The sequence below is a fragment of the Sphingobium sp. B7D2B genome (assembly GCF_025961895.1).
Lineage (GTDB): Bacteria > Pseudomonadota > Alphaproteobacteria > Sphingomonadales > Sphingomonadaceae > Sphingobium.
This window is the reverse complement of the sequence record NZ_JAOQOM010000001.1, coordinates 2,948,536-2,972,994: the sequence shown is the minus strand read 5'-3', so window position 1 is coordinate 2,972,994 and position 24,459 is coordinate 2,948,536. Positions and strand designations below refer to the sequence as shown.

The following is a 24,459-nucleotide window of genomic DNA, read 5'->3' as shown; positions in this document are numbered from 1 at the left end:
CCTTTCGGTTCGACCGTGCGATCGACTGACGCCCGAATCGAGATTTCGGCGTGCACGACGCTCTCGGGCGATCGTGGACAAAGGGAGGCAATGACAAAGCATGGCCACTGAAGTGCAAGGGACGGAAGCTGTCATGGACGATGGCGAAGGCGTGCGTCGTCGCGACTTCATCAACATCGCAGCCGTGAGTTTCGCTGGTGTTGGCGGTCTCGCCGTTCTGTATCCGCTGATTACCCAGATGAGTCCGAGTGCGGACGTGCTGGCGCAGGCGACGACAGAAGTCGATCTGTCGGCGATCCAGGCCGGCCAGGCGATCAAGACGGTGTTCCGCTCGCAGCCGCTGTTCGTGCGGCATCTGACGGACAAGGAAATTGCCGAGGCGGACGCCGTCAACGTCTCCACCCTGCGCGATCCCCAGACGCTGGAAGAGCGCACGGTCGACGGCAAGAAGCAGTGGCTGATCACCATGGGCGTGTGCACCCATCTGGGTTGCGTGCCGCTCGGTGCCGGCGAGGGTGAGAACCGGGGCGAGTTCGGCGGTTATTTCTGCCCGTGCCACGGTTCGAGCTATGATACTGCCGCGCGCATCCGCAAGGGGCCTGCGCCGAAGAACCTCGTGGTTCCGCAGTATAAGTACACCTCCGACACCGCCATTCTCGTAGGCTGAGGATAAAGATAATGAGCTTTCCCTGGGCTGAGCATTACACGCCGAAGCATCCCGTGATGAAGTGGGTGGATGAGCGCTTGCCGCTCCCGCGCTTCGTCTACAACGCCGTCGGCGGCGGCTATGAAGTGCCGCGCAACCTCAACTATTTCTGGAACTTCGGTGTCCTCGCGGGCGTCGCGCTGACGATCCAGCTGATCACCGGCATCATCCTCGCCATGCACTATGCGGCGAATGCCGGCGTGGCGTTCGATAGCGTCGAGCACATCATGCGCGATGTGAACTCGGGCTGGCTGCTGCGTTATGCGCACGCCAACGGCGCGAGCTTCTTCTTCATCGTCGTCTATCTCCACATTTTCCGCGGCCTCTATTACGGATCGTACAAGGCGCCGCGCGAAATGGTGTGGCTGCTCGGCGTGGTCATCTTCCTGCTGATGATGGCGACGGCGTTCATGGGCTATGTGCTCCCCTGGGGTCAGATGAGCTTCTGGGGGGCGCAGGTGATCACCGGCCTCTTCGCCGCCATTCCGGTGGTGGGTGAGCCGATCCAGACCTGGCTGCTCGGCGGCTTCGCGCCTGGCAATGCCGCGCTCAACCGCTTCTTCTCGCTCCACTATCTGCTGCCCTTCGTGATCGCGGGTGTCATCATCCTGCACATCTGGGCGCTGCACATTCCCGGCTCGTCCAACCCGACGGGCGTGGAAGTGAAGGGGCCGCAGGATACGGTGCCGTTCCATCCCTATTATACGGCGAAGGACGGTTTCGGCCTCGGCGTGTTCCTCATCCTCTTCGCACTGGTGCTGTTCTTCGCGCCGAATTCGATGGGCCACCCGGATAACTATATCCAGGCCAACCCGCTTTCCACGCCGGCGCACATCGTGCCTGAATGGTACTTCTGGCCGTTCTACGCCATTCTGCGCGCCTTCACGATGGATCTGGTGATCCCGTTCACCGGTATCGTGCTGGTTCCCGCGAAGCTCCTCGGCGTGATGGCGATGTTCTCGTCCATTCTGCTGCTGTTCTTCCTGCCCTGGATCGACACCTCGCCGGTCCGCTCGGGCAACTACCGCCCGCTGTTCAAGAAGTTCTGGTGGCTGCTCATTCTGGACGTGCTCGTGCTCGGCTATTGCGGCGGTGCACCGGCGGAAGAGCCCTATGTCATGATCAGCCAGATCGCTTCGGCTTATTATTTCGCGCACTTCCTGATCATCTTGCCGATCATTGCGTCCATCGAGCGGCCGCTGCCGCTCCCCGGTTCTATTACCGAAGCGGTGCTGGCCAAGGGCAAGTTCGAGGGAGAACAGTCTGCACCTCCGGGCATGGGCAGCGATACCCAGCCCACCGGCGCAGCTTAATTAAGGGGTCCGTCAATGGTTCGTGTCCTGGCCTTCCTTGTCGGCCTGTTTTTCTCCGGCATGCTGCTGCTCAGCTTCATCTGGGGTGGGGTCGCTTATGTGAGCGAGCCGCCGCAGCCTACGGCTGAGAAGGAGTTCCACCTCCACCCCGAAAAGGCTGGCTTCAGCTTTGAAGGGCCGTTCGGCAAATTCGATCGTGCGCAGTTGCAGCGCGGCTTCCAGGTCTACACGGAAGTCTGCTCGGCCTGTCACTCGATCCATCAGGTGGCGTTCCGCAGCCTCGCCGACCTTGGCTATAATGAAGCCGAGATCAAGGCGATCGCCGCGGCCCGTCAGGTGCCGTCGATCGACCCCAGCACGGGTGAACCCAGCACGCGTCCGGGCGTGCCGGCGGACAAGTTCCCGCTGGTCTATCCGAACAGCGTGGCTGCCGCTGCCGCCAACAACAACGCCATTCCGCCGGATCTTTCGCTGATCGCGAAGGCCCGTCATGACGGTGCGAACTATGTTCATGCGCTGCTGACCGGTTATCGTGAGCAGCCGGCCGAACTGCTGCGCAAGTTCCCCGACGCGAAGACGCCGGAGGGGCTGCACTACAACCCGTACTTCGCGAATCTCAACCTCGCGATGGCGCCGCCGCTGACGGCCGAAGGTCAGGTGACCTATGGCGAGGGTCAGCCCAAGCCGACCGTCGACCAGATGGCCACGGACGTCGCTGCCTTCCTGATGTGGACGGCCGAGCCGAAGATGGAAGCGCGCAAGAGCACCGGCATCGCCGTGGTGATCTTCCTGCTGTTCGCGACGGTGCTGGCTTACATGTCGTACCAGAACATCTGGGCGAACAAGAAGCACTGAGGGTTCATGCCCGGGTCGGCAGGCCCAACGAGATAAGAAAAAGGGCGGATCGCAGGATCCGCCCTTTTTTATGTGCCGATTGGTCTGAAGATTGTGCTTGCGCCAGGCTCTGCTGCGCAAGACCAGGGTCGTTGCGTCGGAGTTGGCGCCTCTCAGGCGAGGAAATCGCGAGCCCAGCTCTTGAGATCGCCGCCCATGGCATCGTCGCGACAGGCGAGCGCGAAATTGGCTTGGGCAAAGCCGAGCTTCGAGCCACAGTCGAAACGCTCGCCATCGAAGGTCACGCCGTGGAAGGGCTGCTGGCCAATCAGCTTCGCCATGGAATCGGTGAGCTGCACTTCGCCGCCCGCCCCAGCCTCTTGCGTCGCCAGCAGGGCCATGACCTCGGGCTGCAGAATATAGCGGCCGGGCAGCATCAGGTTGGAGGGCGCCGTGCCCAGCGCCGGCTTCTCGACCAGGCCCCGAACTTCGGTCAGCACGCCGTCGCGGGCGCCCGGATCAATCACCCCATAGCTGGGCGTCTCGTCCATCGGCACTTCAAGCGCGCAGACCAGATTGCCGCCGACTTTCTCATATTGCTCGATCATTTGGGCCAGACATCCCTTCTGACGGCCGACGAGAAGCTCGTCCGGCAGGATGATGGCAAAGGGCTCGTCGCCGATGATATCGCGCGCGCACCAGATCGCATGGCCAAGGCCGCGGGGTTCCTGCTGCCTCACGAAGATCGCATTGCCGGGCGTCAGGCGCGTGCCTTCCAGCGCCGCGACGCTCTTGCCGCGGTCGGCCTGCGTCCGCTCCAGCTCGAAGGCGATATCGAAATGGTCCTCGATGGCGCCCTTGCCGCGCCCGGTGACGAATATCATCGTCTCGATGCCGGCTTCCAGCGCTTCATCGACGGCATATTGGATCAGCGGGCGATCGACGACGGGAAGCATTTCCTTCGGCACCGCCTTGGTGGCGGGCAGGAAGCGGGTGCCAAGCCCGGCGACCGGGAAGACAGCTTTGCGTATCGTCAAATGAACCCCCTGATTGCTCTGTCAGTCGTGGACGTGCCTATCGAGCATTAAGGTAAAGATACCGCATATTGTTCGATTGGCCGCCCCAAAGGCCGGATGAAAAGCCCCGCTTTGTGGTGGCATCCATCAGGCCGAGGTCAGAACGGTCGGTGGGAAACTCGGTTCCGCCGAATTACCGACCGACGGCCGTGTAAGAGAAGCCGGCCTCCTCGACCAGATCGCGCGGGTAGAGGTTGCGCAAATCGATCATCACCGGCGTCTTCAGCAGCGACTTGATGCGTGCGAGATCGAGCGCGCGGAAGGCGTCCCACTCAGTGATGAACACCAGCGCATCGGCGCCGGCCATGGTGTCATAGGCATTGCCGAAATAGGTGACGTCACGCAGCACCAGCTTGGCCTGCTCCATGCCCTCGGGATCATGGGCGTGGATCTCGGCGCCCGCGTCCTGCAGCGTCTCGATGATCGCGATGGCGGGCGAATCGCGCATGTCGTCCGTATTCTGCTTGAAGGTGAGGCCGAGCACCGCGATGGTTTTGCCACGTACTTCCCCGCCCATCGCCTGAATGACCTTGCGCCCCATGGCCCGCTTGCGCGAATCGTTCACGGCGACGACCGTCTCGACGATGCGCTGCGGCGCCTCATAGTCCTGCGCGGTCTTCAACAAGGCGAGCGTGTCCTTGGGGAAGCAGGAGCCGCCAAAGCCGGGGCCGGGGTGAAGGAACTTGGCGCCGATCCGATTGTCCAGGCCGATGCCGCGGGCGACCTCATGAACGTCCGCGCCCACCTTCTCGCACAGATCGGCAATCTCGTTGATGAAGGTGATCTTGGTCGCAAGAAAGGCATTGCCGGCATATTTGGTCAGCTCGGCACCGCGCCGGCTCATCTCGATCACCGGTGAGCGGCCGATGACGAGCGGGCGATAGATCTGCCGCATCACGTCCAGGGCCCGGCGATCATCGCCGCCGATCACGACGCGGTCGGGGCGCTTGAAGTCGTCGATCGCCGCGCCTTCGCGCAGGAACTCCGGATTGGAGATTACGGCAAAATCGGCGTCGGGGTTGGTCTCCCGAATGATCCGCTCGACCTCGTCGCCGGTACCGACGGGCACGGTGGACTTGTCGACCACCACGGTGAAGCGCTTGAGGAATGGCGCGATTTCCGCGGCCGCGCCATAGACATAGCTCAGGTCCGCATGGCCATCGCCGCGCCGCGAGGGTGTGCCAACGGCGATGAAGATCGCGTCGGGGTCGGCGAGGGCGTCTGCCGCTTGCGTCGTAAAGGACAGCCGGCCGGCCGCGACATTGCTGGCGACGAGATGATCGAGGCCAGGTTCGAAGATCGGGATGCGGCCTTCCTGGAGGGCGGTTATCTTCGCCTCGTCCTTGTCGAAACAGATGACGTCATGGCCGAAATCCGCGAAGCACGCGCCAGAGACGAGGCCCACATACCCCGAGCCGATCATTGTAATTCTCACAGGAACACGCCCTTTTTGCCGTAATCACGGTGGATGCGCCGGCAGCCCGACGCCGCCAACAGGCGCAAGGCCTATTTAAAACTGGGCTTCAACACCAGCCAAACATAGGCCACCACGCCGACCAGCAGCAAAATCCCGGCGGCATGCATGATCATGCTGTCATGCTCGATCGCATAATTGCCGGCCTGGTTGGCAATGGCGCAGCCAAGCGCCGGCGGCAGATAGTCGATCATCCGGTCTGGCGGATTTTCCATCGAGGAACGCTGGAGGAACAGCACGATGATGCCAGCAAATATCGCCAGAGAGAGCCAGTCATAAACTGTTTCCATGCAGTCTTCTCCCGTCAGGCGGCACAATTTTGATCGCAGGATCGATCGGTTCGAAACCGCTAATTTTTCTGAAATGAAAACGCAAAGCGATTCACGATCTTTTCGTCGTATCGCTGCATAATCCCCCCATGCCAAAATGGTTCAGGCTCGGGACCGGCTGAAAATGGTCGCCTTGCATTGTGAAGATGATGCGTTACCTCGGAGCGCCCGTCCGGGCACAGCCATGGAGTGTTGCTATTGCGTAAGGGAATCATTCTGGCAGGCGGATCGGGCACGCGGCTCTATCCGCTGACGAAGGCCGTCTCCAAGCAGCTCATGCCAGTCTACGACAAGCCGATGATCTATTATCCGCTCTCGGTGCTGATCATGGCGGGCATTCGGGAGATCATGATCATCACCACGCCGCATGATCAGGCGGCATTCCAGGCTTTGCTGGGCGACGGGAGCGCGCTGGGTCTCGACCTGCATTATGCCGTGCAGCCAGAGCCCCGTGGCCTGGCGCAGGCTTATCATATCGGTGCGGATTTCATCGGCACGGACCCCTCCGCGCTGATCCTCGGCGACAACATCTTCTATGGCCACGGGCTCACCGAGCTATTGCAGGCCGCCAATGCGCGCGATCAGGGCGCGACGGTGTTCGGCTATAATGTCAGCGACCCCACAGCCTATGGCGTCGTCTCCTTCGACGCCGACGGGAAGGCGCAGACGATCGAGGAAAAGCCCGCGCAGCCCAAATCCAATTATGCCGTCACCGGTCTTTATTTCTACGACGGGCAGGCGGTGGAGCGCGCGGCCGGGCTGGCGCCGTCCGCTCGGGGCGAGCTGGAGATCACCGATCTCAACCGCGTCTATCTGGAAGCCGGCGAGCTGAATGTCGAGCTGATGGGGCGCGGCTATGCCTGGCTCGATACCGGCACGCATGGTTCGTTGATCGACGCGGCCAATTATGTGCGCATTACCGAGGAGCGTCAGGGTCTTAAAATCTGCTGCCCGGAAGAACTGTGCTGGCGCATGGGATTTATCGATGATGCGCAGCTGCTTGAGATCGCCGAGCCGCTGCGCAAGTCCGGCTATGGCGAGTATCTCCTCAATCTGCTGGACGGCAAAGCCTGATGAACCTCATAGAGACGGCCATTGATGGCGTCTTCATCATCGAGCCGAAGGTTTTCGGCGATGAGCGCGGCTTCTTTCTGGAAAGCTGGAACGCGCGGGCGTTCAAGGAGGCCGGGCTCGAGATCGACTTCGTGCAGGACAATCACAGCCGTTCCTCGCGCGGGGTGCTGCGCGGGCTGCACTATCAGCAGCCTGGCCCACAGGGGAAGCTGGTGCGGGTCACGGCGGGCGCGGTCTTCGATGTCGCTGTGGATATGCGCCGGTCCTCGCCCACCTTCGGCAAATCGGTGGGCGTCGAATTGAGCGCGGCCAACAAGCGGATGCTCTGGGTGCCCGAAGGCATGGCGCACGGGTTCCTGTGCCTGGAGGATGGCACGGACTTTCTCTACAAATGCCGCGGCTTTTACGATCCCAGCCATGAGCACAGCCTGCTCTGGAACGATCCGGCGCTCGGCATCGACTGGCCATTGGGGGACATCGTGCCGCAGCTTTCAGCCAAGGATATGGCGGGCAAGCCGCTGGCGGATGCGGTGACTTTTCCGTGAAGGTCATCATCACAGGGGCCGGCGGTCAGCTCGGCCAGGCTCTGCAGCGATGCGCGCCCGAGGATGCGGACATTGTCGCGCTGGACCGGGCCGCGCTGGATATCGGGGACGCGGCGGCTGTTTCGGCCTGCGTCGCCGAGGTCCAACCCGCGCTCATCCTTAATGCGGCCGCCTATACCGCCGTGGACAAGGCAGAGAGCGACCGCGACCTGGCGTGGCGCATCAATGCTGACGGGCCGGGGAATCTGGCTCGTGCGGCAGCGTCAAGCGGCGCAAACTTAGTGCATGTCTCGACCGATTTCGTGTTCGACGGCACGTCTGGCACGCCCTATCGGCCGGACAGCCCCGTTGCACCGCTGGGTGTCTATGGAGCCAGCAAACGGGCAGGGGAGGAGGCGGTGCTTGCGGTGTCTCCGCAAGCCCTCATCGTGCGGACGGCCTGGGTCTATGGCGACACCGGCCATAATTTCGTGCGGACGATGCTGCGCCTGATGGCGGAGCGGGACGAGGTCCGGGTGGTCGCCGACCAGATCGGCACGCCGACTTATGCCGCCGGGCTGGCCGACGTCCTCTGGCGGTTGCAAACCGCAGGGGCAAGCGGCCTCCATCACTGGACCGACAGCGGTGCGGCGAGTTGGTATGATTTTGCCGTGGCGATTCAGGAGGAAGCGGTCGTGCTCGGCCTGCTGAACCGGGCCGTTCCGATCGTGCCGATCAGCACCCGCGATTATCCTACGCCGGCGCAAAGACCCTCTTATTCGGTTCTGGACAAGAGCAGCACCGTTGCGCACATCGGCGCACCCGCGCCGCATTGGCGCGTCCATCTTCGTGACATGCTCGGAGTGATCAAGGCGAATGGCTAATCTGCTCGTCACCGGCGGTGCCGGCTTCATCGGCGCGAACTTCGTGCATTATTGGCGCACCCATCATGCCAGCGACGTTGTCACGGTTCTGGATGCGCTCACTTATGCGGGCAATCCAGCCAATCTCGATGGCCTGAGCGATGTCGAACTGGTGGTGGGCGATATCTGCGATACGCCGCTGGTCGAGGATCTGCTGGCCCGCAAGCAGATCGACACCATCGTCCACTTCGCTGCCGAGAGCCATGTCGATCGCTCGATCACAGGGCCGGACGCCTTCGTGACAACCAATGTCATCGGCACGCACAGCCTGCTCAAGGCTGCGCGCAAGCTGTGGCTTGATACCGGCACGGGCCGTCCGCACCGCTTCCATCATGTCTCGACCGATGAGGTCTATGGCTCGCTCGGGCCAAACGATCCGGCGTTCAGCGAGACTACCGCTTATGCGCCCAACTCGCCCTATTCGGCCAGCAAGGCGGGTTCGGATCATCTGGTGCGCGCGTATCACCACACTTATGGCCTTGAGGTCACGACGAGCAATTGCTCGAACAATTATGGCCCTTATCAGTTTCCCGAGAAACTGATCCCGCTGTTCCTGCTCAACTGCCTCTATGGTCGTAATCTTCCGATCTACGGCGACGGCATGAATGTGCGCGACTGGCTGCATGTCGAGGACCATTGCCACGGCATCGAGAAGGTTCTCCAGGTCGGGCGACCGGGCGAGACTTACAATATTGGCGGCGGTCAGGAATTGCCCAATCTCACCGTTATCGAGGAGATTTGCGCGACGGTGGATCGCGCCTTCGCTGCCGATCCGCAGCTCGCGCAGCGCTTCCCCGATGCGCCAGCCGCGCGGGGACAGGCATCGGACACGCTGAAGACCTTCGTCACCGATCGCGCCGGGCACGACCGGCGCTACGCGATCGACGAAACCAAGGCGCGCTCGGAACTTGGCTATGCGCCCCGCCGCACCTTCAGTGAAGGCTTCGCGCAGACGCTGGACTGGTATCTGAAGAATGAGCAGTGGTGGCGGCCGTTGCTTGAGAAGGCCGCCGCTGGCCGGTGATGGGGGGAGGCGGATCTCTGATCCGCGCGATCTACAGGATCGCTTACCCCTCTCCCAGCTTCGACTAAGGCAGCAGGCTGCCAAGTGCGCATCCCTCTCCCTCAAGGGGAGAGGGTTTGGAATGCTAAGCCATCGCGGCCTAGATTGAACTCATGACATCGGTCTGACGTCCGACGAGCCGGCCCACAACCCTCGTCACCCCGGGGTTCCGCCAGCCTTCTTGCAAACGAGGGAGTTGCAACCAAACCGTGCATTCGAGCGCCGGAATGTAATTGAGCGTTAGGAAGCTGGACCCCGGGTCAAGCCCGGGGTGACGGTGGGGAACTGGGGGCACTCTAGCCCTTTAGCGAGGACAGTCCTTCCAGTGCGACCAGTCAGTCAGCGCGGGATGCGTGAACCTGCCTCGCCGTTCAGTCTTCCTTGCTGAAGTAATCCGTATATTTGCCGTAGCCGCCGTAGGAATAGCCATAGGGGTCGGTCACGCCGCCATCGTAGCGGTTGAGGACGGAACCGAGGCATTCGGCGGGGTCGAGGAGGCGGATCGAGTCGGTGACCTGCTTCTGGTTGGTCCGGCCCTGTTCGATCACCATCAGATAGGCGTCGACATGGCCAGCGATCACCATCGCATCGTCATTGGCGAACACGGGCGGCATGTCGAACAGGATGATCGTATCCTCGTCCAGCGTGCGCAGGGCTTTGACGAACCGGTCGAAGCGGTCGCCGGCGAGCAGCGGCATACTGTCGAGATCGTTCGAATAGCAGGGATAAAGCGTCAGGTTGGTGCCTTCGACATGGCGGCCAATCTTGCGCAGATCGTCGGTTTCACCCGCGAGAAAGCGCTCCAGCCCGGCTTCGCCAACCAGGCCGAAATTCTGCGCGAGCGAGGCCCGGCGAATGTCGAGGTCGAACACCAGGACCTGCTTGCCGGGCAGGCGGCTCAGCGTGGCGGCGAGATTGGCGGTCAGGAACGACTTGCCGGCACCGGGCGCCGGGGAAGTGACCCCAATGATCCGGTGGCCGCCGGCTGCCATCCGCTTGACCACCTGCGAGCGCAGCAGGCTGAACGGACGGGAGGCGAGGTGCCGGTTGCTGAACGCCACGACATGTTGGGCTTCGAGAAGCTTCGGGTCGGGCGTGAACAGCGCCGTCTCGTTGGGCGCGGGAATGCGGAAAGGCGCGCCCTGCAGGGCCGATGGCGCAAGCTGATCAGACAATGCTCAAACTCCTTGGATACAGTGCGCGCGGATCAGTCGTCGTCATCATCGTCATCGGGCTTCGTGCGGCCTTTGCGCCCGCCAAAGGGCCACAGGCGCTTCAAACCGCGCTGCTGCTGCTCGGCCCGCGACATGATCGTGGGAATGACCACCAGCGGCAACGCACCGGTCGCTTGCAGGACGGCGTCAGCGCCACGGATCGGCCGCGTGAGCATTTCGATCAGGAAGATCAGGCCAAAGCCGAGACCCAAGCCTGCGAAGGCGCCGAGCAGGATGATCTTCGGGCGATTGGGCGAATAGGGATCGTCCGGCACCACCGGCGGGTCGATCACGGAAAGACGCTCGCCCTGCTGCTCGTCCTCGGCACGCTTGCCAGCCTTGGCGTTCATCAGCTGGTTGGACACCTTCTGATATTGCTCGTTGAGGCCCGTCATGCGCTGTTGCAGCTGCGCCAGTTCCTGCTGCACCACCGGCGCGCGAATCTGGGCGCTCAGAATGGAGGCGCTGCGGCCTTCTTCGGCGGCCCGTGCGGATTCAAGGCGAGAAATCTCGCGATTATTGGCGGCGATCTGCGCGGAAATAGCGGAAGTCGGGATGCGCGACTGATTGGATTTCGCCAGCTCCCGCGCCTCGGCGAGCCGCTGCTTGGCCAGAACCACGTCCGGATGCTGCTCGGTGTAACGCGCCCGGGCGGTGGCCACAGCGGCTTCCGCTTCGGCGATCACCGGATCGCGGTCAGCCGCGCTTTGCGTCAGTTCACGCTGCGCCTGCAATTGCGCATTGGCGGACTGGAGCGCGGCGATGCGGCTGTCGATGCCGATGGTGCCGCCGCCGGTCGTCGCCATGGTGCTGCTGGCCAGCGTGAGGCCGTTCTTCAGCTGGATGTCGGCGATCTGCTTGTCCAGCGCGGCGATCTGCGTCTGCAAATCGGCCTGCTGGTCAGTGAGGAACTGAATGGTGTTCACCGATTGCGCCGCCGAGGTGCTGGCGTCCAGCTGCAGCACCTGGTCGGTCAGCGCCTGGGCGACGGCCTGGGCCTTCACCGGGTCGGAATAGTTGAAGCTCATCGAGAAGGCGATGGTGCTGCGCCGCCCGCCATTGGCGGCCTGAATGTCCGCTGTGACCGGTTCGATGGCAATCGCTTCGCGCATCGTAGTGATGACTTCGGAGAGCGACTGGGTCCGCAACTCGGTCTGGTACAGCCCGTTCCTCTGGATGAGTTCCACCAACTGCGGACGGCTGAGGACCTGCTGGCGAATGCGCGCCATGCGCTGGTCGACAACGCTCGTGCCGTCGGCGCTGCGGGGATCGCCCGCCACATCCTCGGGAAGAAGCGAGGCCTCGACCAGCAGAACCGCCTTGGACTGGTACTGCACCGGCAGAAGGAATGCCGTGGCGATGCCGGCCAGGAGCAGCAGGAGGGCGGGCACGATGACCAGCCATTTGCGCTGCATAAGAATCGTCGGGATATGCGGCAGGAACGATGCCCCGCCGGACTCCTCAGCCGTGTCGTAATTGGCGTGGACGTTGTTCATCAGTTCTGACCGAGCCTGTACCGCAATCCAACGAGTCCGTGGATGTTTGCGTTGCGTGAGACGAGCGAGCTATATGTGTCACTATAGGTTACCGAAATGACAGCAGACAGCCGAGGACGCAGCAAACGCTCGTAACCGACGCTCGCCCGCGCATAATCGCTGTCATTGCCGCCGGTTCCCACAAGGCTGCTCGACCGGGAATAAGAGGCGCTGGCGTTGAAGCTGCTCCGCTGATCGATCTTGTAATTATAAAGCGCGCCGATGGCCGTGACTCGTGAGGAGCCGGCGATCGACGAGGGGGAAACCCCGTGCGAACCCGTGAGGCAGAAGCTCGTGCGATCCCCTTCACGGCACAGATCGGCCGAGGCGTAGAAGGACGTGTTGTTGATCGACACGGCGGGGAATTGCGTCTCGCTGAAGGTCAAGCCCGCCGCGAGTTTCAGGCTCAGCCGGGGCGCCAGCCGCGTGTTGAGCTGTGCGGTCGGCGTATATTGGGTCGTCTTGCCGAAGGCGGGATCGAGATAATCGCTGCGAGCTGCATTGAAACCCACGCCCACCGAGGTGTTTGCGCCGATTGCGCGCATGTAGGTCAAGCCGCCGCCGTAGGTGTCATATTCCTTGGAGAGGCCCATATTGTCCGGGAACCGCACGCGCGTGCCGTTGGCTGACACGTTGAGCGTGTCGCGGGGCGAGAGGGTGAAGCCGAGGCCAAGCTGGCCGGAGAACACGTCGGACCGCTGGCGATAGTTCACGCTGCCGCTCGGATCGACGATGATCGGGGAGCCAGGATCGACCGGGCCGCCCACGATCGGATCGTAGACCGGATACAGGCCGTTGCGCACGTAGCTGCTGTAGGAGAGACCTGCAGTCAGCGAGGTTAGCGGACTGATCTGGCGGCTGATGTTGCCGGAAAGACCGTAGTCGGTGGTGCCGTCGTAGAGCCGCGAATATTCCGTATGCGTCACCGATCCGCGCAACTGGGTCGTGCCCGTCGGCGAATTGATCGTGACGGTGGGGGCGAAGCTGCCGGCCAGCGTGGCAGCCGCGCTATCGCCGCCCACCGTGCCGTAGGGATTGCTGGCGACACCGCCGGTGACGCCGAGTTCCGCGCCAATGCGGGTGTCAGCCTGCGCGGCGCTGCCGAGCATGAGGGCGGCGATGGCTGCCGAGCCGATCAGCTTCGTCTTATTCATGGAACGATCACCGTGTCGCCGGTCTGGATCTGGGGAATGGCGCGGGCGGCCTCTTCGGAAAGATTGCCCTTCATCGCGCCGCCGAGCCGGAAGCGCAGCGCGGACAGCTCATTGCCGTTCTTGCGGATGATGGTGACGTTATCGAGATTGGCGAACTCGTCCGGTCCACCGGCCATGGCGATGGCCTCGACCAGGTTCACATAGCGACCCGGTGTGAACGAGCTGGGGCCGCGGACCCGGCCCACCACCGAGAAGGTGAAGCCCGAGGGCGTTTCGACCGAGACGGTCACCTGAGGGGGCTCGCCGCGATATTGGCTGGCCAATCCGTTCGAGATCGCGGTCTGGACCTGCTCGGGCAGCATGCCCTGCGCGACGATGCGGCCGACCAGCGGGAAGGAGAAGCTGCCATCCGGAAGCACGCGGATCGAGCGCTGCAGACGCTCCTCGCCCCATACATAAACCTCGATCTGGTCGCCGGGGTTAATTGTATAGGGCCGGGCGACCTGATTGGATGCACCGCCTGCCGCAGCGGCGTTCTGCTGCGCCATCGCTGGCAGCGTTGCGACGGCGGCAAGAAGGCCCGCCATGGACCATGAAATTACGGGAAACCGCACGGTTGAGGATCCTTCTACTTGGCCGGGAATGCAGGCTTCATATACCAAAACCCTATGCCGTCACTACGTAAAAGCTGGGTTAATGATGTGGGGGCAATGGTTACTTTCGTTGCTTGCTGGGGTTAAGCCCTGTAACGCGACGCGGGTTGGGCGATATTCACGACAGGGCGATATGACCGGGTTTGGCAGGCTGACTTTCGCTCATGGCAGCGCCGCCCGTTTCGGCGGCAGAATGCCGAAGGCCTCGGGCCGAGGCCTATCGTCGAACGCTTTGGGAGCTTTGCTGATCCTCGCGGCCTTGGGCGGCTGCAAGAGCCCGAGTGAGCAGGCCGCCGAGCGGGCACAGGCGGCGGAAGCGCTGCTGCAGGCGGGCGACCTTGCCGGTGCCCAACGGGCGATTGGCGAGGCGATCCGTCTGCGGGAAGATGGACCCAATTTCCAGCAATTGGCTGGCATGATTGACTTGCAGTCGGGCGATCCTGCGGGGGCCTATCGGGCGTTCCAGAGGGCGCTGGAGTTCGATGCCACGAACCGCCTGGCCCTCGCCTATGTGGCGAATCTCGGCGTTCAGCTCGGGCAGATCGCAGATGCCGAAGCGGCAGCGGACCGACTGTTGACGCTGGAACCCGATGCCATGCCCGCGCTCCAGACGAAGGGCATGATCGCCCTGGCCCGCGAGCAACTGGACGATGCGATGTCTTATGCGGACCGGATTCTGGCGCGCTCGGCAACGGACGAGGCCGGCGTTATCGTGAAGGCGCGGGTGCTGGCGCGGCGGGGGCAGGCGGAAGAGGCTATTGCCCTGATCGACAATGCGCTGCGTGTCTCGGGTGATTCCTCGGCGCTGTTGACCAACAAGGTCAATCTCTACCGCTATCTGGGCAAGCCCGAGCCGATGGCTGAGGCGCTGGGCCGGCTGGTCGCGACCGGCAATGCCGGGACGGCCATGAAGCTGGACCGCATCAACCTGCTCTACAAGATGGGCCGGCTGCCGCAGGCCCGCGAGGCCAACCTGGCGCTGCTCCGCGAGGGTTTGCGAGAGCCGTCGGATTATGAGGTTCTCACCCGAATCTGGTGGGAGTTCGACCCCACGCCGCTGTCGCCCGACGTCGCGCGCGGGCCGACGGATTGGCGTGACCCGCTCGCCGTCCTGACGGTTTCGCGCTATCTGCTGGCGCGCGGAAATCGCGAGACGGCCAATCTGCTTTTGAATTCCGTGCCGGATGGGCGCGCCAAGGATTTGATCGCACCGCTCAAGCTGCGCCTGCTCATGGAAACCGGTAAGGATAAGGGAGTCGAGGGGCAGGTCGAATCGCTGCTCAAGCAGGATCCCGAGAATGTCGACGCGCTGCTGCTGCGCGCGCACTATGCCGCGAAAAGAGGCGACGCACGCGCTGCGCTGGAAGCGGCGCAGCTGGCGCTGGCGAACGATCCGCGCAATCCCGACGCCTATCAGGCCGTGGCGCAGCTTTATCGGGCGCGCGGCGAGAACTGGCGTGCCCGCCAGATCTACGAAGAGGGATTGAAGCAGATTCCCCAGAATTTTCCTCTGGTGCAATCTTATATGCAATATCTTCATGACTCGGGGGATAGGGCGCGGAGTATGTCGGTCGCGCGCAATTTTGCCCGGGCTTTGCCGTCGTCGGAAAAGGCGTGGAGCCTGCTCGTGGCGCAATGCGCGGCCATACAAGATGGGACCTGCGCGAGCGTGGCTCAGAATGGATTGGACAATGCCCGGACAGCCTATCTCGTGGATGATCCCCCAGGCAAACCGGCCGATCGCGGCCTGTTTGGTCGCTTTTGACACCGTTTTGTAATTCGGCGAACCATGATCAGCTTTCAGCGTCCTGCGCGTAACAAATATGTCCGCTTCACGTCCAACGTGTTGCGCTCGGGCGGTATCATTAATGATAGCCTGTGCTTCCTGCTGTCCTATCTGATCACGGTCGCCTTTTATCGCAGTTTCCTGGGCTATTATCTGGACGCACGCCTCCATTCGACCGTCGTGGTCGTCATGGCGATCAACTTTTTCCTGATCCGGATTTCCCGCGACGCCTATTCCGGCTTCCGGGGGCAGGGCGATGATCTTGGTGGCAGCACATTCCTCGACTTCCTCGTGGCTTTGACGCTGACCGGATTCATCCTCGTCCAGTTTGGCAAAGGCGGCGATCTGTCGCTCCGCTTCGCGCTCGTCTTCTCGCTGGTCTGCCTGATCTTTCTAGTGTTTTCGCGCCTGCTGTTCCGGCAGCTCGTTCGCGTGGCGATGAAGCACAAGATCATCGGGCAGCGCGTGGCGATCTATGGCGCGGACCGGGAGGTGACGAGCCGGCTGCTGGAACTGCTGGAGATCGAGCGGCTGCCCCATATCAACATCGTGGGTTTTGCGGACGACCGGCGTTCTCGGGTCGAGACGGGCATGATCGGGCGGTTTCCGTATCTCGGCGGGTTCGACGAGATGCTGGGTCTCGCGCAGCAGGGCATGCTGGACCAGGTGATCGTGGCGCTGCCTCTGGTGCGACAGGAGCGTCTCAACCAGATCATTGAGCAACTCAGTGCCGGCGCGATCGACATTTGCATCATGCCGCGCGAGTTCCTGGTGCTGCGGGATCGGTACAGCGTCAATTATATCGGCTCCCTGCCGGTGCTCAGCGTGTGGCAACTGCCGATGCGGGATTTCGACGGCGTTCTGAAGGAGATCCAGGATCGCCTTCTTGCGCTCATCGGCGTGATCGTGCTGGCGCCGCTGCTCATCCTCACCGCGCTCGCCATCCGGCTGGAGAGCAAGGGGCCGATCCTGTTCCGCCAGAAGCGCCTCGGCTTCAACAATCTGGAAATCGAGGTTCTCAAGTTCCGGTCGATGTATACCGATCGTCAGGATGTCAGCGGCGGCGAACGGACGCGCAAGGGCGATCCGCGGATCACCCCGGTGGGGCGCATCATTCGTCGCACCAGCATCGACGAACTGCCGCAGTTGTGGAATGTGCTCAGGGGTGAGATGTCTCTGGTCGGGCCGCGGCCCCACGCCTTGGCGATGCGCGTGGGCGATGCCTATTATCACGACGCGGTTCGTGGATATGCGGCGCGGCATCGCGTGAAGCCCGGGATCACCGGCCTGGCGCAGGTGAGGGGCTTGCGCGGGGAGATCGATACGATCGAGAGAGCCAAGAAACGTGTCGAATATGACATCTATTATATCGAGAACTGGTCGCCCTTGCTTGATCTGCGGATCATCCTCGAGACTGTCGTGCGCCTGATCTGGGACAAGCATGCCTATTGAGGCTGTCCGCCAGGCTGAAGGGTCGTTCGAGCGGGCTGCCATGGGCGGCGCGTTGATGAGTGGGCTCAACTGCATCGCGTGGAGGGGGTGAAGCGATGCAGGCGTTGATCGCTCAGGGCGTTCTCATCCTCTGGCCTCTGGTGGCTCTGGTCCTTTATATGACCATGTCGGCCGGACGGGCTACGATCTGGACGTTGCTCGCGGGCTATCTGCTGCTGCCGCGCGGGGTTGCGTTCGACCTTCCGGGCATCCCGGCCTTCGACAAGTCCACCGTTCCCAGCCTCGCAGCGTTCGTGCTTGCGCTGGCGACCTCGCGGCGGGGTGAGTTCAAATGGCCGCGCAGCAAGGCGCTGAACCTGCTGATGTTGGGCTTTGTCCTCACGCCCTTTGCCACGGCTCTGACCAACCGCGATTTCTACATGATTGGGAGCATGGCCTTCCCGGCACTCGGTTTCAGAGAAGGCCTGTCCATGTCGGTCGGCCATATGATCACGCTGGCGCCGTTCGTGCTCGGCGCCGGTCTGCTCAGCAATGAGCGTGGCCATCGGCAGATCCTGCTCGCGCTGGTGATCGGCGCGCTAGCCTATTCCATCCCAATCATGCTCGAAGTCAGGCTCAGTCCGTTTTTGCAGCGATGGGTCTACGGCATCGAAGACGCCGAATATTTCCTGCAACAGATGCGGTTCGGCGGCTTCCGCTCGATGGTGTTCCTCGGCCATGGCCTGCTGGTGTCCACGCTGCTCGGCATGGCACTTCTGGCCGCGCTCGGCCTGATGAAGATGCGAATGAAGTTGTTCGGACTCCCGATGGCTCTCATCGCGGCTTATCTGGCGGGCATCCTGATCCTTAACAAATCCGTCGGCGCAGTCGTCCTGGTCGCCTTGCTGGCACCGATGCTGTTGCTGCTCAAGCGGCGCATGTTCCTGATCGCGATCGCCGGCTTGGCCATGATGGTGGTGACCTATCCCGCCTTGCGCGGCGCCAATCTGCTGCCGTTGCAGGACATCGTACAGACCGCTGCCTCGTTGAGCGCTGAGCGGGCGGAGTCCTTCGATTTCCGGCTGAGGAATGAAGAACTGCTGCTCGACAGAGCGGAGCAACGGCCTTTGTTCGGCTGGGGAACATTTGGCCGGAATCGCGTGATCGTGGTCGCGCATTGGGGCGGCACGCTCGATGTCGCGGTGACCGATGGCACATGGATCATCGTCATCGGCATGCTGGGCTGGGTCGGCTATGTGCTATTCTTCGGTTTGCTGTCCTATCCCTTCTGGCGCGCTTTCCGTTTGCGCCGCAGCGCGGTGCCGACAGCCAGTCTCGCGCTGGTGGCGGTCCACATGTATAATGTGCTGGACTTGATCCCGAATTCGTCGATCCAGCCGATTACATGGCTGGTTGCGGGAGCGATCGCCGGTCTGCGCTTGGACAAAAGGTCCCGGAGAGGCCCGCGCGATGCTCAGCCGGGAGGCGAGCCATCCCGCGACATTCACCCGCCATCAAAGGCGTTGTCGCGCGCCTAGCAGCATGGTGTGCCGCTGATCGCCGCAGATGGAAACCTGTTGGTAGCTTTGCTCTTGGCAAAACCGAAAGATCGGTCAACCGGTGTACAACGGCGGGCTGCAGATAATCTACAGAGCAATATATAGCGGATCGGTAACGCGATGCGTTCAGCGGGGTGGTAAGCAGGAATTTAACCACACTTGGCAATCGAAGCTTTTTGGCTCTCTCCTAGGTTCGCTTCGGGACGCAATGAATCCCTACGGGGTTGGCAGGAAGTTGAAGCGTATGAACCGGGTGCGTAAGACGAAACTCAGGTTGATCGGTGCGATGGCACTGAGTTCGACAGTGATGATGGGCACGGCGGCAGTGGCTGCCAGCACGGCCAGCGCGTTTCTTCTCTATACGGCGTCAATCAAACTGAAAGGGCTCAATCTGGTGAAATGGGCCGATGTTCTCTCGGTTCTGACCCTTGCGTCGCTCCCGTCGACGTCCTCGGGTACCAAGCCGTCGGGCTCTTCCACGACAACGATTTCTACACCGGGTTCCGCGACCACTGTTGGAAGCGGGTCGGCGGTGTCGGGTGTGCCGCCCATGAAGCTGGGTCTGAACTTGACACCCCCGACTACCTACGTGGGAAACCGATCTTTTCTGAACTTGCTGGGGAGCTGGCTCATTGTCACACCCCAGGGTGCCTGGACTGACATGCCGCAGGACCGCCTAGATGCAAACAAGCGACTTGTCGATTTACGGCCGGGAGAACTCGGCATTCGAACGATGGCGATGCCTACCCGCAGCCTGTGGGGGGAAAGCGTGGATATTATCTGCCGCTGGCAAGGCGCGGGCAGTGTCAGTGTCGGTGGCGACCCTGTGAAGAATGCCAGGCAGTCTGGTAAGACCATCACCTTCACCTTCGTTCCAAAAAATGGCGCGGGAGCCTGGTTGCGTATCGCGAATATCAGCGCGTCCGATCCCATTCGCAACGCGGATTGTAGGGAGGTAGACGCGGACCCGAACGCTACTTTTGACCCCACCTATCTTGCCGAGGTGAAGCGCTACGGCGTGTTGCGTTTCATGAAATGGTCCTATGGCGGAGTGGAAGGCAATCTTCCGGTTCGCTGGGAGACGAGAAGTAAGCTGGGCGACGAAGTCGTCAATGGACCAGATGGTGTGGCGCTGGAATACATGATCCAGTTGGCCAACGAACTGAAGGCCGATCCCTGGTTCTGTGTTCCCTGGAACGCGGACGACGACTATGTGCGCAAGTTTGCAGAGCTCGTCCGCACGAGACTGGACCCATCGCTCAAAGCCTACGTGGAGGTCTCCAACGAGGTTTGGAATTACACTTACCCTGTGACCACGCAAGCTCTGAAGGAAGGCAAGGCTGCTGGTTTGTCCACCAATGATCATGGTGCAATGCTTTTGCGCTATTCCCAGAAGACTGGCGAAGTAATGGACATTTGGTCGTCGGTCTTCGCGGGCCAGATGCAGCGGATTGTACGCGTTATAGCGATTCAGACGGGCGCCTGGAATGCGAACTATGTCCTAAGTTACGGCGACACCGCAAAGAAAGTCGATGCGGTGGCGATTGCGCCTTACTTCGCAGCGAATTTGTCCGAGACCGCGCTTGATACGCCTGCAGCGGTTGACACTGTTTATGCGAACTTGGCCGCCGAAGTCACCGACCGCATCAGCGAATCAAAGAAGGTCAAGGACGTAGCGACCAAATTTGGCATTCGGACGATCACATATGAGGCCGGCCAGCACGTCCTCGGGTCGGCACCTTTAGATAAGATGGTCGCGCTGCAACGCGATCCGCGCATGAGCAAGCTCTACACTGCTTACCTCAAGCAATGGCGCGAACAGGTCGGCGATCTGATGGTGATGTTCTCTGACTATGGCGGCGGCAGCAAGTGGGGAAGCTGGGGGCAGCGGGACTATGTCGGCCAGCCCTTGAGCCAGGCGAATAAGGAGAATGCGGTGGAATTGTTCCGGCAATCCTACATCACGCGCTGATCCGTTGAGGCAAAAAATCGGAGGGTGGGCAGCACAAACGCTGTCCACCTTTTCCATTTTGCGCTTAGCTCGAACCCTTTCCAGCGGTCAGCGCGCCGCTTCCACCAAGACCCGCCCCTCTCTGCGCGGGTCATAGCCGCCGTCCACCACGCCATTGCGGATGATGACGGCATGAACACCGCTGTCTTCACCTTGTCCGGGTCGCAGGTCGATGCCGCGGGCCTTCAGGCCTGCCAGCGTGTCCGGCGAGAACTTGCTCACTTCACCCTGAAAGGCAGAGCCACGTGCGATGAGATTGGGGAGGGCGAGGGCTTCCTGCATGGGGAGACCCCAGTCCACCGCAGCGACCAGCGACTTGCCGACATAAGCGAGAATGGCGTTGCCGCCGGCTGAGCCAATGGCGCCCGCGAAGTGGCCCGCGCGATCGATCATCACCAGCGGGATCATCGAGGAGCGCGGGCGCTTGCCGGGGGCGACGGCGTTGGCTGCCGGCCTTCCGTCCGCATCCTGCGGCGTGAAGGAAAAATCGGTCAGCTGATTATTGAGAAAGAAGCCATCGACCATGCGGCCTGTGCCGAAGATGGATTCGACGGTCGTCGTGATCGACACGACATTGCCGCGCGCGTCGCCCACGATGAAATGGGAGGTGCCGCCAGGCTCATGGGTGTCGTCGATGCCGGCGATCTGCGCGCCGGGCGGCACGCCGGCCGAGGGTGGCGGTCCCGCGGTAGCGCCGATCAGCTTTGCCCGGCTGTCGACATAGGCGCTATCGAGGAGCCCGGCGACGGGAACGGCAGTGAACGCCGGATCGCCGACATAACGGTCGCGATCGGCGTACATCAGCCGGCTTGCCTCGGCGAACAGGAACCATGCCTGCGGGTCGGCTGGCCCGCGCTTGTCGATGTCGGTGCGTTCCAACAGGGAGAGCAATTGCAGGAAGGCGACGCCGCTGGATGGCGGCGGCGGTACGCAGACGACATAGACCCGGTACGGATGGCACACGGCCTCACGCTTGATCGGACGGTAGGCCGCCAGATCAGCCAGTGTCATGCTGCTGCTTAGCGGCCCGGCGGCAACGCGCGTCACGATCCGTTGCGCGGTATCGCCGGCATAGAGCGCGGACGGCCCTTGCACCGCGAGCCGTTGCAGAAAATCGGCATAAGCGGGATTGGCGAGCTGATCGCCGGCCTTCTTGATCGATCCGTCCGGGGCAGAAAAATAACGCCGCGCATCGGCCACCTGCATCTGGGGGAAATTGCCTTCCAGGAACTTGGCCAGGCGCGGCGTGATGGTGAAGCCGGTGCGTGCCGTCCGCTCCGCGTCGCCGAAGAGAGATTTCCAGGGCAGGCTGCCATGCTCGTCATGAGCCAGGGCCAGCATCCGCACCGCGCCCGGCACGCCGGTCGCCCGGCCGCTCACCAGCGCGTCGCGGAAGGGGATGGGCTTGCCGTCGGCACCGAGAAACATGTCCGGCGTGGCACCGGCGGGCGCGGTTTCCCGGCCGTCATAGACGACCACCTTGCCTGTGCCGCCATCGAAGAAGGTCATGAATGCGCCGCCGCCCATGCCTGAGCTCTGGGGTTCGACAAGCGAGAGCATCGCCTGCACGGCAATGGCCGCATCGACTGCGCTGCCGCCCTGGCGCAGAATCTTCATGCCGGCTTCCGCGGCCAGCGGATTGGAGGCCACGACGAAATTCTGGGCTACCGACGAAGCAGGACGCGGCGCTGTGCTCGAGCGGGGCGGCGCAGTCGTCGCACAGGCCGTCAGGGCTAGCGCGGAAAGGAAGCCGATGGCGGCACGGAAATGGAACATATGGCAAGCCCGCTTGGTTGTAATCGATGACGCTGCGCTGCAGTCGCGGCACAGTGGGGCGCGCACGATCCCGAAGCAAGGGGATGATGTGCGTATCTTGCCGGCGCTGCCGCGCATGCGCGATCGGGCGCGCGGGCAGAGTGGCCCTCGCGGAACGGCGCGCTATATGGGATGTAAAGGCGCTCGTTGTCGGAGCAGCCGGTTCAAGGAGAGCGTTGCTTGCAGGCCCTCGAATATTTTCCAAGCCTGACCGCCATGTTTTTCACGCGCGCCATGGAGCGCGGCGAGCGGCCGTTCCTGTGGGCCAAGCAGGGCGAGCAATGGCAGCCGATCAGCTGGATGGAGACCGCCCGCCGGGTCGCCTCAATGGCAAAGGCGCTCAAGGCGCTGGGCGTCGCGCCGGGCGACCGGGTGATGCTGGTCTGTGAGAACCGACCGGAATTCTGCATTGCCGATCTGGCGATCATGGCGGCGGGCGCCATCACCGTGCCCACCTACACCACCAACACCACGCGCGATCATGAGCATATCATCGGCAATAGCGGCGCGCGGGCGGTGATCTTCTCCACCGCGAAAATCGGCGCGATCCTGCTGCCCGCCGTCGTGCGCTCGCGGATCGAATTCGCGATCAGCATCGAGCCGATCAAGTCGATGCAGAACTCGGCTGTGCAGATCTGTGACTGGGCGACGCTCATCGCCGAGCATCCGGCCGATCCTGTCGCCTGCGCCGCCGAGCAGACGGCCACGCGCGATGATATCGCCTGCCTGATCTACACCAGCGGAACCGGCGGGGCGCCGCGCGGGGTGATCCAGCATCACGGTGCGATCCTTTGCAATGTGGAAGGCTGTGTCGACATCATTGCCGGTGATTTCGGCTGGGACGACGAGGTGTTCCTCTCGTTCCTGCCGATCAGCCATGCCTATGAGCATTCGGGCGGGCAGTTCCTGCCGATCGGTCTGGGCGGGCAGATCTATTATGCCGAGAGCCTTGAAAAGCTGGCCAGCAATATTGCCGAAACCCGACCGACCATCATGGTGGTCGTGCCGCGCTTGTTCGAGCTGCTGAAAACCCGCGTCACCAAGGCGGTGGAGAAGCAGGGCAAGGTGCCCGCGCTGCTGCTGGAGCAGACACTGCGGCTGGGCGCCAAGCGGGCCGAGAGGGGCGGCACGCTGCCCCTGTGGAACAAGCCGCTCGAGGCCGTGCTCAACCGGACGATCAATCCCAAAATCCAGGCCCGGTTCGGCGGCAGGATGAAGGCGCTCGTCTCCGGCGGTGCGCCGCTCAACCCGGAGGTGGGGACCTTTTTCCAGTCGTTCGGTCTCACCTTGCTGCAAGGCTATGGCCAGACGGAGTCGGGACCGGTGGTAAGCTGCAATCGTCCCTCGGTCGGGCTGCGGATGGACACGGTGGGGCCGCCGCTCAAGCATGTGGAGGTGCGCATTGCCGAGGATGGCGAAATCCTCGTGCGCGGCGAGCTGGTAATGAAGGGCTATTGGAACAACCCGGCGGAAACCGCGCGGGCCATCCAGGATGGCTGGCTGCACACCGGTGATATCGGCCGGTTCGACGATGCCGGGCGGTTGATGATCACGGACCGCAAGAAGGACCTGATCGTGAATGACAAGGGCGACAATGTCGCCCCGGCCAAGCTGGAGGGCATGCTGACCCTGCAGCCGGAAATCGGGCAGGTGATGGTGCATGGCGACCGGCGCCCGCACATCGTCGCGCTGATCGTGCCCGATCCGGACTGGCTCAAGGCATGGGCACAAGCGCAGGGCAAGCCGGCCGATCTTGAGGCCTTGCGTGAGGACCTGTCGTTGCACGGGGCGATCAGGGCCGCGGTCGATCGCGTCAATATTGACCTGTCCGTGATCGAGAAGGTGCGGCGCTTTGCGTTGGCGGACGAGCCGTTCACGATCGACAATGAGATGCTGACGCCCAAGCAGTCGATCCGCCGCCACGTGATCCGCGCACGCTATCAGGCGCGGCTGGACGCGCTTTACAAGGCGTGACGGCTGCCCGG

20 protein-coding genes are annotated in these 24,459 nt (G+C 62.6%); 12 read left to right on the top strand and 8 right to left on the bottom strand.

The window, feature by feature from the left end:
* Positions 1-100 precede the first annotated feature (100 nt).
* The 3 genes from petA to M2341_RS13705 are packed head-to-tail and all read left to right on the top strand — an operon-like array spanning position 101 to position 2,874.
* Positions 101-667, top strand: coding sequence for a ubiquinol-cytochrome c reductase iron-sulfur subunit (gene petA, locus M2341_RS13715; protein ID WP_181560428.1), 567 nt, complete (start codon positions 101-103; stop codon positions 665-667).
* Positions 668-678: 11 nt separating this feature from the next.
* Complete coding sequence (locus M2341_RS13710; protein WP_181560427.1) at positions 679-2,019, top strand: cytochrome b; 1,341 nt, start codon at positions 679-681, stop codon at positions 2,017-2,019.
* A 15-nt stretch (positions 2,020-2,034) separates the two neighbouring features.
* Positions 2,035-2,874: a cytochrome c1 gene (locus M2341_RS13705; protein ID WP_181560426.1), complete on the top strand. Its 840-nt coding sequence runs from the start codon at positions 2,035-2,037 to the stop codon at positions 2,872-2,874.
* A gap of 152 nt (positions 2,875-3,026) precedes the next feature.
* On the opposite strand, the gene M2341_RS13700 is transcribed toward M2341_RS13705, so the two are convergent.
* The 3 genes from M2341_RS13700 to M2341_RS13690 all read right to left on the bottom strand — a co-directional run bounded on the left by M2341_RS13700 (position 3,027) and on the right by M2341_RS13690 (position 5,693).
* Positions 3,027-3,890: a UTP--glucose-1-phosphate uridylyltransferase gene (locus M2341_RS13700; protein WP_264579600.1), complete on the bottom strand. Its 864-nt coding sequence runs from the start codon at positions 3,888-3,890 to the stop codon at positions 3,027-3,029.
* A 172-nt stretch (positions 3,891-4,062) separates the two neighbouring features.
* A complete protein-coding gene (locus tag M2341_RS13695; protein ID WP_181560424.1) occupies positions 4,063-5,364 on the bottom strand; it encodes a UDP-glucose dehydrogenase family protein in 1,302 nt (433 codons plus the stop codon).
* Between the two features lie 71 nt (positions 5,365-5,435).
* The gene (locus M2341_RS13690; RefSeq protein ID WP_264579599.1) at positions 5,436-5,693 is read right to left on the bottom strand and encodes an XrtV sorting system accessory protein; all 258 of its coding nucleotides are present in this window, start codon (positions 5,691-5,693) and stop codon (positions 5,436-5,438) included.
* Between the two features lie 237 nt (positions 5,694-5,930).
* Between M2341_RS13690 and rfbA the strand changes: the two genes are divergently transcribed.
* Genes rfbA through rfbB form a run of 4 tightly spaced genes read left to right on the top strand, consistent with a single transcriptional unit; the run spans position 5,931 to position 9,277 of the window.
* The gene (gene rfbA / locus M2341_RS13685) at positions 5,931-6,806 is read left to right on the top strand and encodes a glucose-1-phosphate thymidylyltransferase RfbA (protein WP_264585609.1); all 876 of its coding nucleotides are present in this window, start codon (positions 5,931-5,933) and stop codon (positions 6,804-6,806) included.
* The gene (gene rfbC / locus M2341_RS13680; RefSeq protein ID WP_264585608.1) at positions 6,806-7,351 is read left to right on the top strand and encodes a dTDP-4-dehydrorhamnose 3,5-epimerase; all 546 of its coding nucleotides are present in this window, start codon (positions 6,806-6,808) and stop codon (positions 7,349-7,351) included. The genes rfbA and rfbC overlap by 1 nt, the downstream gene beginning before the upstream one ends.
* Positions 7,348-8,214: a dTDP-4-dehydrorhamnose reductase gene (gene rfbD, locus M2341_RS13675; protein ID WP_264585607.1), complete on the top strand. Its 867-nt coding sequence runs from the start codon at positions 7,348-7,350 to the stop codon at positions 8,212-8,214. The genes rfbC and rfbD overlap by 4 nt, the downstream gene beginning before the upstream one ends.
* Entirely contained in the window at positions 8,207-9,277 is a 1,071-nt protein-coding gene (gene rfbB, locus M2341_RS13670) for a dTDP-glucose 4,6-dehydratase (RefSeq protein WP_264585606.1), read from the top strand. Before rfbD ends, rfbB begins: the two co-directional genes overlap by 8 nt.
* Before the next feature lie 410 nt (positions 9,278-9,687).
* Here the strand turns inward: rfbB and M2341_RS13665 are convergent, their stop codons facing one another.
* Genes M2341_RS13665 through M2341_RS13650 form a run of 4 tightly spaced genes read right to left on the bottom strand, consistent with a single transcriptional unit; the run spans position 9,688 to position 13,833 of the window.
* The gene (locus tag M2341_RS13665) at positions 9,688-10,491 is read right to left on the bottom strand and encodes a CpsD/CapB family tyrosine-protein kinase (protein WP_264585605.1); all 804 of its coding nucleotides are present in this window, start codon (positions 10,489-10,491) and stop codon (positions 9,688-9,690) included.
* 32 nt (positions 10,492-10,523) lie between these two features.
* Positions 10,524-12,026 (bottom strand): GumC family protein, encoded by a 1,503-nt coding sequence (locus M2341_RS13660; RefSeq protein ID WP_264571106.1) that lies wholly within the window; start codon positions 12,024-12,026, stop codon positions 10,524-10,526.
* The gene (locus tag M2341_RS13655; RefSeq protein WP_264585604.1) at positions 12,026-13,219 is read right to left on the bottom strand and encodes a hypothetical protein; all 1,194 of its coding nucleotides are present in this window, start codon (positions 13,217-13,219) and stop codon (positions 12,026-12,028) included. The genes M2341_RS13660 and M2341_RS13655 overlap by 1 nt, the downstream gene beginning before the upstream one ends.
* Positions 13,216-13,833 (bottom strand): polysaccharide biosynthesis/export family protein, encoded by a 618-nt coding sequence (locus tag M2341_RS13650; protein WP_264571104.1) that lies wholly within the window; start codon positions 13,831-13,833, stop codon positions 13,216-13,218. Before M2341_RS13650 ends, M2341_RS13655 begins: the two co-directional genes overlap by 4 nt.
* A gap of 280 nt (positions 13,834-14,113) precedes the next feature.
* On the opposite strand from M2341_RS13650, the gene M2341_RS13645 reads away from it, so the two are divergent.
* The 4 genes from M2341_RS13645 to M2341_RS13630 all read left to right on the top strand — a co-directional run bounded on the left by M2341_RS13645 (position 14,114) and on the right by M2341_RS13630 (position 20,620).
* The gene (locus tag M2341_RS13645; protein ID WP_264585603.1) at positions 14,114-15,637 is read left to right on the top strand and encodes a tetratricopeptide repeat protein; all 1,524 of its coding nucleotides are present in this window, start codon (positions 14,114-14,116) and stop codon (positions 15,635-15,637) included.
* Positions 15,638-15,661: 24 nt separating this feature from the next.
* On the top strand, positions 15,662-17,110 hold the full coding sequence (locus M2341_RS13640) for an undecaprenyl-phosphate glucose phosphotransferase (protein WP_264585602.1): 1,449 nt from the start codon (positions 15,662-15,664) through the stop codon (positions 17,108-17,110).
* A gap of 95 nt (positions 17,111-17,205) precedes the next feature.
* Positions 17,206-18,627 carry a hypothetical protein gene (locus tag M2341_RS13635; RefSeq protein ID WP_264585601.1) on the top strand — a complete coding sequence of 474 codons (1,422 nt, stop codon included), beginning with the start codon at positions 17,206-17,208 and terminating at the stop codon, positions 18,625-18,627.
* A gap of 265 nt (positions 18,628-18,892) precedes the next feature.
* On the top strand, positions 18,893-20,620 hold the full coding sequence (locus M2341_RS13630) for a hypothetical protein (RefSeq protein WP_264585600.1): 1,728 nt from the start codon (positions 18,893-18,895) through the stop codon (positions 20,618-20,620).
* Positions 20,621-20,707: 87 nt separating this feature from the next.
* Here the strand turns inward: M2341_RS13630 and ggt are convergent, their stop codons facing one another.
* The gene (gene ggt / locus M2341_RS13625; protein WP_264585599.1) at positions 20,708-22,435 is read right to left on the bottom strand and encodes a gamma-glutamyltransferase; all 1,728 of its coding nucleotides are present in this window, start codon (positions 22,433-22,435) and stop codon (positions 20,708-20,710) included.
* A gap of 219 nt (positions 22,436-22,654) precedes the next feature.
* On the opposite strand from ggt, the gene M2341_RS13620 reads away from it, so the two are divergent.
* Positions 22,655-24,448, top strand: coding sequence for an AMP-dependent synthetase/ligase (locus M2341_RS13620; protein ID WP_264585598.1), 1,794 nt, complete (start codon positions 22,655-22,657; stop codon positions 24,446-24,448).
* Positions 24,449-24,459: the final 11 nt, after the last annotated feature.